Origin of the sequence: Kitasatospora sp. NPDC048194, from assembly GCF_043202455.1 — a bacterium.
In the GTDB taxonomy this organism is placed as follows: domain Bacteria; phylum Actinomycetota; class Actinomycetes; order Streptomycetales; family Streptomycetaceae; genus Kitasatospora.
The window spans coordinates 12,046-24,284 of the sequence record NZ_JBIDAK010000019.1 but is presented as its reverse complement, the minus strand read 5'-3'; the positions used below and the strand labels follow the sequence as shown (position 1 = coordinate 24,284).

The window sequence follows — 12,239 nt, the reverse complement described above, 5'->3', positions numbered from 1 at the left end:
CCGGGCCGACCGGCGGTTCCGCCCGGCCCCCGCCCGCGGCCCGTCCGCCGCGTCCGGACGGTGGGCGTGTTCGGCACCGGGGCCCCGCATTGGTTAACGTGCACGGTGTGACTGCTGAATCCACCCCGCTCGAATCCACCTTCCCGGCGAACGGCGCCGTGGCCGCCGGTCTGGCCACCATCGCCGCCGACGGCACCGTCCTCGACACCTGGTACCCGGCCCCCGCGCTGGCCGCCGAGGCCGGCCCCGCCGGCACCGTCCGGCTGACCGCCGAGCAGGCCGAGGCCGAGCTCGGCGCCGGTGCCGCCGAGGCCCTGCGCGCCGACGCCCGCCGGGGCGTCGAGGTCGTCGCCGTGCGCACCACCATCGCCTCGCTCGACGAGAAGCCGCTCGACACCCACGACGTGTACCTGCGCCTGCACCTGCTCAGCCACCGCCTGGTCAAGCCGCACGGCCAGAACCTGGACGGCATCTTCGGCCTGCTCGCCAACGTCGCGTGGACCAGCATCGGCCCCGTCCCCGTCGACAAGGTCGAGCAGGCCCGCCTCGCCGTCCGCGCCCAGGGCGGCCAGCTGGCCGTCTACGGGATCGACAAGTTCCCGCGGATGACGGACTACGTCGCCCCGACCGGCGTGCGCATCGCCCACGCCGACCGCGTCCGGCTCGGCGCCCACCTCGCGTCCGGCACCACCGTGATGCACGAGGGCTTCGTCAACTTCAACGCCGGCACCCTCGGCACCTCGATGGTCGAGGGCCGGATCAGCGCGGGCGTCGTCGTCGGCGACCACAGCGACATCGGCGGCGGCGCCTCGATCATGGGCACCCTGTCCGGCGGCGGCAAGCAGGTCGTCTCGGTCGGCGAGCGCTGCCTGCTCGGCGCCAACGCGGGCATCGGCATCTCGCTCGGCAGCGACTGCGTCGTCGAGGCCGGCCTGTACGTCACCGCCGGCACCCGGGTCACCACCCCGGACGGCACGGTGGCCAAGGCGGTCGAGCTGTCCGGCCAGGACAACCTGCTGTTCCGCCGCAACTCGCAGACCGGCGCGGTCGAGGTGATCGCCCGCTCCGGCTCCTGGGGCGGCCTGAACGCCGACCTGCACGCCCACAACTGACAGTGAGGATGTGTGGTGGCTTCTCCGCCGGGTCTGACTCACCAACTGACCGACGCCGTCTGGCTGTCCTTCAGGCGATTCGTCGGCTCGGACGGGGAGGCCACCGCACGCGACCGGACGGGCGCCCGTGACCTTATAGGAGTCAGCCGTTCACCTGCGGATGACGCCTTGCCCGCGTGAAAATCGGTGCGGGGGCTGTCCGCTGACGCCGCATGATGTTTGGGCTTCGAGCTCGCATAGGAGTCTGGCGAGGGAGCCGCCCGAGGGACCACGCACTGTCGCCTTGAGCACGCCGTTCAGCTTCTCCGCCTCCCTCAGGCTCCCCGGACGGCCCCCGCCCCGAAGCACGACAGCAAGGGAGGGCTGATGACCGTGGAGGAGACGAGGGAGGAACAGGCCGACGGAGCCGTGGCCCGGGTCGCGGCGATCGACATCGCCAAGGCGTCCGGCGTGGTCTGCATGCGACTGCCGCACGAACGGATCGAGGGGCGGCGAGTTCAGCAGGTCTGGACGGTGACCTCGACCACCAACGCGATCATGGAACTCGGGGACCGGCTCGTCTGTCAGGGCGTCCAGCGAGTGATCATGGAGGCCACCGGCAACTGCAGACTGGCACCAGCGCCACCTGAACACCACCCGCAAGACCCGCGACCTCGTCCGCCAACTCCAGGCCCTCGGACACCAGGTCACCCTCGCACCTGCAGCCTGATCGAGCCCACCGCCGGCCACGATCTCCGTTTCGCTCCGCGAAACGGACGCTGCCGCCTGCCTGGCTAAGGTTCGATTTTCCGTTCAGCATCGCACGGGCAGCGGTCTTCGGGGTCCGGCGCCGGGGGCGCCGGACCCCTTCGCGTGCCAGCGGGTGCGGGGCGGTGCCGCGCCCGCGCCGTCCGATGGGGGCCGCGCCTGACCGGTCCGCCGTGCCTGTGCGGTGGCCGCCGCGCTTCCGCCCGTCAGGCCCGGCGGTGGCGACCCGGCGACCTGCGCTGCCGGGGCTGCGGGTACAGCGGCCGGCGCACCCCGTCGCCCTCGATCCCGTGCAGGATCCGCTGGGCGGCAGCGTAGTCCTCGGCCACCGTCTCGGCCAGCCACTGGTACCCGTCCCAGCGGACGATCAGTCGCGGCTCGGCGGGCTCCACATGGGCACCCCGGCGCTGCTCTCCCCCGAGCCGCACGGCCCTCAACTGCCCGACCGGCCGCAGCCGTTGCTCCCGTCGTGCGGCCCACGCCGCCAGCGGTTCGTCCTCGTCCATCGCCCCAGTCTGGCCCTCTCGCCCCGTTGATCGGCACCCTCGTCACCCGACCGGGGGACACACCGGCTCCACCGTCCACGGGGTCGTCAGCGCGTCCCTCCGCGGTTCATCGGCCCTGCGAGCTCTCAGGCCCTGCGAATGCTCAGGCCCCGCGGCTGCTCAGGATGACGAGCCGCTGAGTCGCCCTGGTCATCGCCACGTACCGGTCGACCGCTCCCGCGACGCCCTCGCCGAACGCCTCCGGGTCGACCAGGACCACCAGGTCGAACTCCAGCCCCTTGGCCAGCTCCGGGGTGAGCGAGCGGACCCGCGGCCGCTCCCGGAAGCCCGGATCACCGATGACGCAGGCGATCCCTTCGGGGTGCTCGGCGAGCCAGGCGTCGAGCACCGCCTCCAGCTCCGCCACCGATCCGTGCTGCACCGGGATGCCGCTGCTGCGCACCGAGGTCGGCACGTTGGCGTCCGGCAGTGCCGCCCGGATGGCGGGCTCCGCCTCCGCCATGACCTCGTCCGGGGTGCGGTAGTTGATGCTCAGCGAGGCCATGGTGACGCGGTCCAGCCCCACCCGTTCGAGCCGCTCCTGCCAGGACTCGGTGAAGCCGTGCCTGGCCTGGGCGCGGTCCCCGACGACGGTGAAGCTCCGGGACGGGCAGCGCAGCAGCAGCATCTGCCACTCGGCGTCGGTGAGTTCCTGGGCCTCGTCCACCACGATGTGCGCGAACGGGCCGGCCAGCGGCTCCGCCTCGGCACCGGGCAGTGCGGCCTCGTCGACCAGGGTGTCCTGGAGGTCCCGGCCGCGCAGCATGGTCACCGCACCCTCGCCGTCGTCGTCGGCCTGGAGCAGGTCGCCGATCACATCGGCCATCCGGGCCCGCTCGGCGGCCACCGAGGCCCGGTGGCGGTTGCGGCGCACGGTGGCCTCGCGGTCCCCGAGCCGCTGGCGGGCCGCGTCCAGCAGCGGCAGGTCGGAGACCGTCCAGGCCTGCGGGGCGTGCTTGCGCTGAAGCGTGCGGACCTCCTCCGGGGTGAGGTGCGGCGCACACATCCGCAGGTAGGCGGGCACCGACCAGAGGTCGCCGACCAGGTCGGTCGCGTCGAGCAGCGGCCAGGCGCGGTTGAGGGTCTCCACCAGTTCCCGGTCCTGCCGCAGCGAGCGCCGGAACAGCTCGAGCGGGACCTCCTCCTCGTCCCGGTCCAGCTTGTCCATCAGGATCGTTACCAGCTCGTCCCAGATCTGCTCACGCGCCTCGTTGTGCGGAGTGCCCGGATCGGGGGCGTCGAAGGCGTCCGCCCAGTCCTGGGCGCTCAGCCAGAGGTCGGACCAGTGGGTGGTGACCGCCAACCCCTCGGTCGGCGGCTCCTCGTAGAACCGGACGGCCTTCTCGATCGCCTTCACCATGTCCACGGAGGACTTCAGCCGCGCCACCTCCGGATCGGCCTCCGGCGCCGCGGCCGCGCCCTCCGGGACGAGGTCGCGCACGGTACAGGTCCGCACGCCCTCCTCGCCGAGACTGGGCAGGACGTCGGCGACGTACGCCAGGTACGGCTGGTGCGGGCCGACGAACAGCACCCCGCCGCGCCGGTGGCCGAGGCGGGGGTCGGAGTACAGCAGGTAGGCGGAGCGGTGCAGGGCGACGACGGTCTTGCCGGTGCCGGGGCCGCCGTCGACCACCAGGGCGCCGCGCGAGCCGGCCCGGATGACGGCGTCCTGGTCGGCCTGGATGGTGCCGAGCACGTCCCGCATCCGCGCCGAGCGGTTGCCGCCCAGGCTGGCGATGAAGGCGGACTGGTCGTCCAGAGCGGCGTGCCCCGCCAAGCCCTCGGCGGTGAACACCTCGTCCCAGTAGTCGGTGATCCGGCCACGGGTCCAGCGGTACCGGCGGCGGCTCAGCAGGCCCATCGGGTCGGCGTGGGTGGCCGCGAAGAACGGCTCGGCGGCGGGCGAGCGCCAATCGACCAGCAACCGGCGGCCGTCGCCGTCGGTGAGCCCGAGCCGGCCGACGTACACCGGGGGTTGGCCGTCCGCGGCGACGATGCGCCCGAGGCACAGGTCCAGGCCGTAGCGGCGCAGGGTGCGCAGCCGGCCGCCCAGCCGGTGGACCTCGATGTCCCGGTCCATCGCCGCCTGCCCCGCACCGCCCGGGGCGCGGAGCGCTGCGTCGAGCTGGTCGGACAGCTCGGCGATCGCCTGCTCCAGGGTCGCCGCGATGTCCGCGAAGTGCCGGTCGTCGTCGGCGATCAGCGCCGGGTCGGCCTTGCCGGAGAGTCGCTCGGGGAGGTCGAAAGCGCTGGTGGGGAGGGGATTCATAGCATCAGCTCCGATCTGAGGCCAGCGATTCTGCGGCATCTGGGGGGCCTTGCCGCAAGGCCCCCGGTGCGCTATAGGTTGAAACTGGCAGGGGTCCCCCCTCCCCTCCCCCTCCCCCTCCCCCTCCCCCCTCCGCCCGCCCCGCGTGCGTCCGCCGCACACCTTCCGGTCCTCGCGCTGGCAACCCGCGTGTTCGGGACTGCGTGTTCAGGACCCGCATGTTCGCGACCCGCACGTTCGGGACCCGTACGTTCGGGACCCGTACGTTCGCGACGCCTCGCGGTCGTCGCCCTCGCGCTCGCCGCCGCAGCAGCCGCCGTCGCAGCCGCCGCGATCGCGCACCCGGTCGGCCGGGCGGCCCTAGCCGAGGCTGCGGCGCGGCGGCAACCCGGGCTCACCCGAGAGGCTTACCGGGCCCCGCAGTTGGACCGCATCGGGTGGTAGGCGGTGACCGCGTGCCGACACGGTTCGTTGGTCGCTGCGGCACACCCCACCGCCGATCCGAAGAGGTCCCGCCATGTCCGAAACCTCCGCCACGCCGCAGCTCCCGAGTAGCCCGACGGGCTCGGCCTTCGGCGCCTCGGCCGGGCCCGCGACTCCCAAGAGCCTGCTGGAGCAGATGCAGGCGCTGCTCGCCTCGGTGACCGCGGACCTCGCCGAGTTGCAGTCCGGCACCGGTACTCGGAACGCCGAGTCGACCGCCGACTACCCCGCCGGCACGGACACCTCCGAGGCTCCGGCCACCCCGGGCGCCCGGTAGTCCGGCGCCCGCTCCTGCGCCGTCGGCTCGTCGCCACCCGGCGGGCCGAGCCGGACCACCAGTAACGGCGGGGCTCCGACGGCCCGTTCAGGCTCCGCCCCGCCGAGTGCCGTGGGCTCCCGTCCCGCACCGCCGCCCACCGCCTGGCGCAGTCGTGCGGCCACGTCCTTGCACTCCGACACCGCGTCCACGCCGTCGATGCACGTCCAGTAGAGGCTTTCGGTCTCGGCCCCGCACGCCAGCACCACCAGCGTCTCCCCGACCTCCTGCAGCAGCTCCTCCAGTGCACCCAAGGTCGCAGCGGGATCGCCGAGTTCGGTGAGCCGGGCGGCCCGCGCGCCGCTCACCAGCGAGCCCTTGGCGATGGACCGGTCGAGGCAGACCGCCGCGTGCGCCCCCGCCTCGGAGAGCTGCTGACCGGGCCCGGTCAGCTCATCGTCCTCCGACTCCGCCAGCCTGGCGCCCACCGCCTCGGTGAGCAGCGCGGCCTGCCTCGCTTCGGCCAGGACGTCGGACACGTGTCGGGCCTCGACGAGGGCGTGCCGGGCCGTCCTGATCAGTCGCAGCGCCTCCATGGTTGCCACTTCCTTCCGCTCGCTGTCTCCGTCTGCTCCCGGCCGCCGGCGGGGCGGTCGGGTGGTCACGGGGAGAGCGTGCGGGGAAGTGGGGGGAGGCTGCATCCGGCTATTCGGAAGCTGTGGAAAACCGGGGGGTTGTGGATAACTTTCGTCCCCCAGAGGAGTGATCAGGCCTCGTCGTGATTGACGTCGGCCGCCACTCCCGGGACCGGGAAGCGGTGTTCGTTGCGGTCGATCTTGGCCGCGAGCGCCTCCAGCGGGTCCACCCCGACCGTCGTGCAGAACTGCAGCAGGTACGCGAGCACGTCCGCCACCTCGTCGCGCACCCGGTGGGCCCGTTCCGGGTCGGACATCACCGCGGCCGCCTGCTCGGGCGTGAGCCACTGGAAGATCTCCAGCAGCTCCCCCGCCTCCACGCTCAGCGCCGCCGCCAGGTTCTTCGGCGTGTGGTACGGCTCCCAGCGCCGAGCCGCAGCGAACTCCACCAGCCGGAGGCGCAGACCTTCCAAGGTCAGCTGCCCGGCCCCGGGCGACTCCCCGCCCTGCCCGGCCCCGGGCGACTCCCCGCCCTGCCCGGCCGCAGGCGACGCCCCGGCCTCCCACGCCCCGGTCGCCATCCCGGCGTTCACATCCCCCTCGGGCACCCCGGCTTCCCCGGACACCCCGGGCTCCCCGGGCACCCCGGCTTCCTCGGGCACCCCAGGCACCCCGGCCTCGCCCGGCTCCGCCGGCCCCTTCGCTCGCTCGTTCACGCCCCCAGGTCTACCGCATCCGCGTCCACCACCGCCCCGGTGGCACCTCCGTCGGCGCCCCCTGTCCCGTCCCCGCCCCCGGCCGCCTCGCCGTCCCCGCGCCCGCCCTGCACCGGCACCCGCGCCGTCTCCGGCCGCAGCACCGTGAGCCCCGACCCCGGATCACGCCGGCACTCCACCAACGCGACCGCCCCCGAGAGGTCCGCGCCCGGCCCGAACGCCTCGCGCGCCGCCGTCGGCTCCTGCAACGCGGCCACCACCCTCAGCCGGTTGCGCCCAGCCATGTCGCGCGCCAGCCGCAGCAGCGAGGCGGCCTGCTCGGTCGCGAGCCCGCACCCGAGGTCCTCGGCGAGGACGGTGAGCTGCCGGTGCGCCCAGGGCACCTCGGCGGCCACGTCGAGGTCGAGCACCCCGGCTCCGGTGAGCAGCACCGCCGCGAAGGCGAGGTGGCGCAGCATGCCGTCGGAGGCCTGGTCGGCGCCGGTGCGCCCGAGCACACCCTCGTCGAACACGGTGAGCACCCGCCGGGCCGCGCCGCTCTCGCGCTCCGCGAAGGTGAGGCCGAGCAGGGGGTGCGGCGCGGCCGCCTGGACGGCCCGCAGCAGTTGGCCGTACCGGCGGGGGCACTCGTTGCTGAGCCGGTGGACCACGGCGGAGATGTTGGCGGCGTTGCTGCGCAGCCGGGCCTGCGGGTCGGCCGTGGCCCAGCCGCGCATGAGGGCCGGTACGGGGTGCAGCGGGAAGACTTCGCGCAGTGCGGTGAGGAGGTCCTCGACGGCGCTGAGGACCAGTCGTTCGCCGGGGGAGGAGCCGGCCACCCGCAGCGGAAGCTGCGCGGTGATCATGGTGCTGCTGGGCAGGGGCGCGCGGATGTCGCCCTGCCGGGTGTCGTTGTGCCAGCAGACGTTGACGCGCCGGTTGCGTACGTCCTGTTCGCCGGTGTCGACCAGCGTCCGGCCGTCGAGGCTGATCGACTCCCGGGCGATCCGCACCGGGCCGTCGGTGCGGATCACCAGGTCGAACCGGATCCGGCCGCGCGGTGAGCGGACGGTGCAGCCCAGGATGACGGCGTCGCGCCCGTGCGGCACGCAGCCGTCGAGGCCGCCGCGCACGGGCGCGGCGAGCGGGCCGGTGCGGTCGGCCAGTCCGTTCAGCGAGTCGGTGATCTCCTCGCCGAGGGCGAGCCGGGACAGGACGGCCAGCGCGTCGAGGGCGTTGGACTTGCCGACTCCGGCCGGGCCGTGCAGCACGGTGAGCGGCGCGAGGGGCAGGACGGCTCGCCGGTACGACTTGAAGGCGGTGAGCCGGAGCTCTTCGACGGTGGGGCGTGGCACGGGCGGCCGGTCGGGCACCGGGGCGTCCGGGCGCAGGGGGGCCGGCCCGGCAGGGGCGGCGGCGTCGCGGTTCACCCGTGGGACGTTAGCCGCAGTCCGATCGGGAGAAACGTGCCTGCTCAGCAAAATTCATCCCAACGTGCGGCCAATCCTCCGGCCCGATGACCTACGGTCGCCGGTACGCGGCCACCGTGACCGAGGCGGTCACCTCGACCGGGTCCGGCAGGGCCGCGAGGGCGGCGGCGAGGCGCGCCGGGTCGGTGTGCCAGGCGCTGGGGCCCATGCCGACGACGGTGCGGACGTCCTGCGGCGCGAGCCGGAGGGTGAACTCGACCTCGCGCTGCTCCACCGGCGTCAGATGGGGGCCGAGCTTCTCGTCGATCCGGCGCTGCTTCTCCTCGTCCACGGACAGCAGTCCGAGCGCGGCCACGAGTTCGCGCAGGTGGCGGCCGGTGGGCGCGACCAGCAGCAGGGTGCCGCCGGGGCGCAGGACCCGGCGGATCTCGGGGCCGTTGCGCGGGGCGAAGACGTTGAGGACGAGGTCGGCGGAGGCGTCCCGCAGGGGCAGGGGGCGCCAGGCGTCGCAGACGACGGCCCCGATCCTGGGGTGGGCCTTGGCGGCGCGGCGCAGCGCGTACTTGGAGATGTCGAGGGCGGCGCCGACCCGGCCGGGCAGGGCGTCGAGGACGTGGGCCAGGTAGTGGCCGGTGCCGGCGCCGAGGTCGACGACCAGCCCTCCGGCGGCGCGGGACGGGTCGGCCTGCTCGAGGGCCGGGGCGTCCTGTCCGGCGGGGCCGGCCTCCGCCCGGGCCGCCTCCGGGAGCGCCCGGGCCGCCTCGGCGGGGGCGGTGGCCTCGGCGGGCGTGGCCCCGGCAGGGGTGGGGGAGGCGAGTGCGGTGGCGGCCGCGGCGAGGGCGTCGGCGATCGGCCGGTAGTGGCCGGCGGTGAGGAAGTCGGCGCGCGCGGCGACCATCTCGGCGGTGTCGCCGGTGCCGGTGTGGGCGTCGCCGGCGAGCAGGCTGACGTATCCCTGTCTGGCGAGGTCGAAGCTGTGCCCGGCGGGGCAGCGCAGGCTGCGCTCGTGCCGGGTGAGGGCCTGCGCGCAGTGGGGGCAGGCCAGGTAGGGCTCGATGTCCTGCAGCAACGTTCCGTCTTCTCTCGCCGTTCGCCCCGGCCGTCCGGGGCGCCAGCCAGCCTAACGACCCCGGGCGGCCGGCACCCGTTCGCGCTCCGCGGCCGCCCGCAGCGCCAGGGTGGCGAGCGCTTCCGGGGCGCCCGGGCGCCCGCGCACCCCGGGGAACGCGTTGACGTCCACGATGACCGGTTCCGCGGCTCCGTCGAGCAGGTCGACCCCGTACACGTCGAGCCCGAACACCTCCCCCACCCGCAGGGCGAGCGCGGCCACCTCGGCGGGCGGCTCCCATGCACCGGCCAAGCCCGGTTCGTCGCTCGCGGGGGAGAGTTCGGAGCGCCGCCGGGCGGCGAAGAGCCGGCCGTCGATGACCCACAGCTTCTGGTCCCAGCCGTTGCCGGGCAGATACGGCTGGATGACGACCTCCTCGTCGGGCCAACGCCCGGCGAGTTCGCGCAGCCGCATCGCGCCGTCGACCTTGGCGACCAGGTCGTGCCGTCGGCTGTGCCGGCTCTTGACCACGAACGGGTGCTCCGGGCCCGTGAGTTCGCCGAGTCGTCCGGCCGGGGTGGTCGCCGCGAACGGCAGTCCGGCGCCCCGGGCGAGTTCCGCCATGCGCACCCGGTCCTGGCAGAGTTCCGTCGCCGCCGCCGAGTTGATGACGACGGCGCCCAGCCCTTCCAACTCCCTCGCCAGGGCGATGGCTTGCGGTGTGCGAGCCTTGAGCAGGTAGACGTCGGCGAGCTCTCCCGCCCCGGACGGCGCCCCGGCCCCCGCCCCGGACGGCGCCCCGGCCCCCGCCTCGGAAGCGGAAGGAGCGACGCCGTCAGGAGGGATGACCTCCACCGCGCACCCGCGCCGCACCAGCACCTCGGCGGCGGCCGCGAGGACCGGGTGCCCTGCGTCCCGCGCGATCAGTCCGACCCTCACCTCAGCTCACCGTCCACCAGGTCGAGCCGGTCGTACGGGGCGCCGCCCACCGGCACCAGCGCGGGCGCCGACACGGCCGTCCCGCTCCGTGCGAGCCGCAGCACCGCCCGGGCGACCTGGGCCACCGCGTCCGGGACCTGCCGGAAGCTGGGGAAGTCGTTGACGTCCACCACCACCGGCCCGTCCGGGCCGAGCAGGACGTCGATTCCGTACAGGTCCAGCCCGAAGACCTCGCCGACCTGGGCGGCGATCCGCGCCACGCTCGCCGGCAGCGGCACCTGCCGCTCGCGCACGGCTTGCCCGGGGTGCAGCGGGGACGACCGCTCCGTCGCGAAGAACTCGCCGTCGACGCAGTAGACCTTGAGGTCCGTGCCGGAGTTGGGTACGTACGGCTGCGCGATCAGCAGCCCCTCGGCCGCGAGTTCGGGTCCGAGGGCGGGCAGGTCGTCGGGGCCGGCGACCAGGCGGACGCCCCGCCCCGAGCTGCCGTCGGCGGGTTTGACGACCAGCGGGTACTCGGCCGCGGGGATCTCGGCGAGCCGCTCCCAGCGGGCGGCCGCGTAGGTGACCGGGGCGGGCAGGCCACGCGTGCGGGCGATGACCGAGGCGAGGGCCTTGTCCCGGACGCCGCGGATCGAGCGCACGTCGTTGACGGTGGTCAGGCCCACGGCGGCGGCCGCTTCCAGCAGGGTGAGCCCGGGCCCGCCGGAGACGGTCTTGAGCACCCAGGCGTCGTGGCTGCCCGCCCGCACCGCCTCGGAGATCACCATCAGCGAGTCGCCGGGGCGCAGCACGTCCACCCGGTGTCCCCACGCGGTGAGTTGACGTGCCACGTCCAGCGGCATGCCGTCCCGCCGGTAGTGCTCCTCCACCAGAAAGCAGAGCCTCATGGGCCTGTCTTCCCCCTTGCCTCGCCGAGTACGTCGGTCCGCCGTCCCCCCTCGGCCGACCTGTGAAGGGTTCAGCTTGCCCGGTGTACACGCACAAGATCACCGCGAGCCGGTAAGCGTTCGGCAACAATCCGCGGCCACGGCCGCGCGCAGTGCGCGAAAAGCGATGGCACGGTGAGGGTGCCCCCTGGTTGGATGCACGCCGTGACCTCAGCCGATCATGCCGACGACCATGCCCTGCTCGAAGAGATCGAGCGCTACTACGACGCGGCTCCGCGCAGCGCCGCGGACGCCGAGGATTTCGGACCGCTGACCCTGTTCGTCCGCAGGGGCGACGCCGGTTGGCCGTACTACGCCCGGCCGACGCTGGACCACGACGGTCCGGCCGCCACCGCCGAGGATGTCCGCAAGGTGCTGGAGCGGCAGCGGGAGTTGGGCGCGCCGGAGGCCTTCGAGTGGGTCGCCGAGCGGAACCCGGAGCTGCGGGCGGCCGTGGAGGCGGCCGGGCTGACGGTGCACGAGCATCCGCTGCTGGTGCTCGGCCCGGAGGCGGAGGCGCCGGCGCCCGAGCTGCCCGAGCGGGTGGAGGTACGGGTGCTGGGTGCGGACGCGCCGGAGCTGGCGGCGGCGGTGGCCGTCCCGCACGTGGCCTTCGGCAACCCCGGCACCGCCGCCGGCGAGGCTGGAGCGGCCGAACTGGCGGAGAGCATCGCGGCGTTGACGGCGGACGGCGGTGTCGCGCGGATCGCGCAGCGGATCACCGACGGTGTCACCGTGCAGGCCGCCGCCGTGGACGGCACGGAGGTGCTGTGCGCGGGTCAGCACAATCCGGTGGGCCGGGTGACCGAGGTGGTCGGGGTGGGGACGCTCCCGTCCGCGCGTCGTCGCGGTCTGGGCCTCGCGGTCACGGCGGCGCTGGTAAGGCACGCGCGCGCCAACGGGGTGCGGACGGTGTTCCTGTCCGCCTCGGACGAGGACGTGGCCCGGATCTACCGCCGGGCCGGCTTCCGCCCGTTCGCCACCGCCCTCATCGCGGAGCGGTGACCGGCGGGCGCCGAGGACCGCGGACCGGGCGGCCGTGGCGGACCTGCCGGTCGTACGGCCGGGCGGTCGCGCGGCCGGGCCCGCAGCGCACGGCGGCCCGGTCCGCGAGCCCGGCGCCCGGGCCGTACAGCAGAACGGCGGTACGG

The 12,239-nt window shown here is 74.6% G+C and carries 11 protein-coding genes; 3 read left to right on the top strand and 8 right to left on the bottom strand.

All coding sequences use genetic code 11. From position 1 onward, the window contains the following. Window positions 1-107: 107 nt before the first annotated feature. Window positions 108-1,112 carry a 2,3,4,5-tetrahydropyridine-2,6-dicarboxylate N-succinyltransferase gene (gene dapD / locus ACGF07_RS22470; RefSeq protein ID WP_350740944.1) on the top strand — a complete coding sequence of 335 codons (1,005 nt, stop codon included), beginning with the start codon at window positions 108-110 and terminating at the stop codon, window positions 1,110-1,112. 953 nt (window positions 1,113-2,065) lie between these two features. Here dapD and ACGF07_RS22465 read toward each other — a convergent pair. Both ACGF07_RS22465 and helR read right to left on the bottom strand, forming a co-directional pair. Then, entirely contained in the window at window positions 2,066-2,365 is a 300-nt protein-coding gene (locus ACGF07_RS22465; protein WP_350740942.1) for a DUF6087 family protein, read from the bottom strand. 142 nt (window positions 2,366-2,507) lie between these two features. After that, window positions 2,508-4,673 (bottom strand): RNA polymerase recycling motor ATPase HelR, encoded by a 2,166-nt coding sequence (gene helR, locus ACGF07_RS22460; RefSeq protein ID WP_392901444.1) that lies wholly within the window; start codon window positions 4,671-4,673, stop codon window positions 2,508-2,510. A 517-nt stretch (window positions 4,674-5,190) separates the two neighbouring features. Here helR and ACGF07_RS22455 point away from each other — a divergent pair. Continuing rightward, the gene (locus ACGF07_RS22455) at window positions 5,191-5,433 is read left to right on the top strand and encodes a hypothetical protein (RefSeq protein ID WP_392901442.1); all 243 of its coding nucleotides are present in this window, start codon (window positions 5,191-5,193) and stop codon (window positions 5,431-5,433) included. Here ACGF07_RS22455 and ACGF07_RS22450 read toward each other — a convergent pair. The 6 genes from ACGF07_RS22450 to ACGF07_RS22425 all read right to left on the bottom strand — a co-directional run bounded on the left by ACGF07_RS22450 (window position 5,379) and on the right by ACGF07_RS22425 (window position 11,049). Beyond that, entirely contained in the window at window positions 5,379-6,008 is a 630-nt protein-coding gene (locus tag ACGF07_RS22450) for a DUF6099 family protein (protein WP_392901440.1), read from the bottom strand. The genes ACGF07_RS22455 and ACGF07_RS22450 overlap by 55 nt on opposite strands. Window positions 6,009-6,178: 170 nt before the next feature. Beyond that, complete coding sequence (locus tag ACGF07_RS22445) at window positions 6,179-6,628, bottom strand: nucleotide pyrophosphohydrolase (RefSeq protein ID WP_392901585.1); 450 nt, start codon at window positions 6,626-6,628, stop codon at window positions 6,179-6,181. Window positions 6,629-6,759: 131 nt separating this feature from the next. After that, entirely contained in the window at window positions 6,760-8,172 is a 1,413-nt protein-coding gene (locus ACGF07_RS22440; RefSeq protein WP_392901438.1) for an AAA family ATPase, read from the bottom strand. A gap of 91 nt (window positions 8,173-8,263) precedes the next feature. Then, on the bottom strand, window positions 8,264-9,241 hold the full coding sequence (locus ACGF07_RS22435; protein ID WP_392901436.1) for a putative RNA methyltransferase: 978 nt from the start codon (window positions 9,239-9,241) through the stop codon (window positions 8,264-8,266). Window positions 9,242-9,292: 51 nt separating this feature from the next. After that, entirely contained in the window at window positions 9,293-10,159 is an 867-nt protein-coding gene (locus ACGF07_RS22430; RefSeq protein ID WP_392901434.1) for a RimK family alpha-L-glutamate ligase, read from the bottom strand. Further along, window positions 10,156-11,049 carry a RimK family alpha-L-glutamate ligase gene (locus tag ACGF07_RS22425; protein WP_392901432.1) on the bottom strand — a complete coding sequence of 298 codons (894 nt, stop codon included), beginning with the start codon at window positions 11,047-11,049 and terminating at the stop codon, window positions 10,156-10,158. The genes ACGF07_RS22430 and ACGF07_RS22425 overlap by 4 nt, the downstream gene beginning before the upstream one ends. Window positions 11,050-11,253: 204 nt before the next feature. On the opposite strand from ACGF07_RS22425, the gene ACGF07_RS22420 reads away from it, so the two are divergent. Next, window positions 11,254-12,093: a GNAT family N-acetyltransferase gene (locus ACGF07_RS22420; protein WP_392901430.1), complete on the top strand. Its 840-nt coding sequence runs from the start codon at window positions 11,254-11,256 to the stop codon at window positions 12,091-12,093. Window positions 12,094-12,239 lie beyond the last annotated feature (146 nt).